The sequence below is a fragment of the Massilia mucilaginosa genome, assembly GCF_011682145.1.
GTDB classification, from domain to species: Bacteria; Pseudomonadota; Gammaproteobacteria; order Burkholderiales; family Burkholderiaceae_D; genus Telluria_A; species Telluria_A mucilaginosa.
The window spans coordinates 1-258 of the sequence record NZ_WHJH01000382.1; the positions used below are offsets into that span (position 1 = coordinate 1).

The 258-nt window shown below is 59.3% G+C and carries 1 protein-coding gene; it reads left to right on the top strand.

The window, feature by feature from the left end:
* A partial coding sequence (locus F2P45_RS35270; RefSeq protein ID WP_187367276.1) for a phage late control D family protein occupies positions 1–258 on the top strand: 258 nt, incomplete at both ends.

Below are 258 nucleotides of genomic sequence, written 5' to 3' on the forward strand. Positions count from 1 at the left end.
TCCAGTACGACGAGACCGACGAGCACTTCACCTGCCGCCTGATGGAAAAGTACGGCCTGTTCTATTACTTCGAGCACAGCGCCGGCAGCCACATCATGGTCATCAGCGACGATTCCTGCAACGCGGGTTTCTGCCCGCCGCAGAAAGGGCACGCGACAGTCAAGTTCAACGGCGGTAACCGGGTTCACAAGGAAGATGCCGTGACGGCGTTCACGGCCGAGCGCATGGTGCAGTCGACCAAGATGGCCTTGAACACCT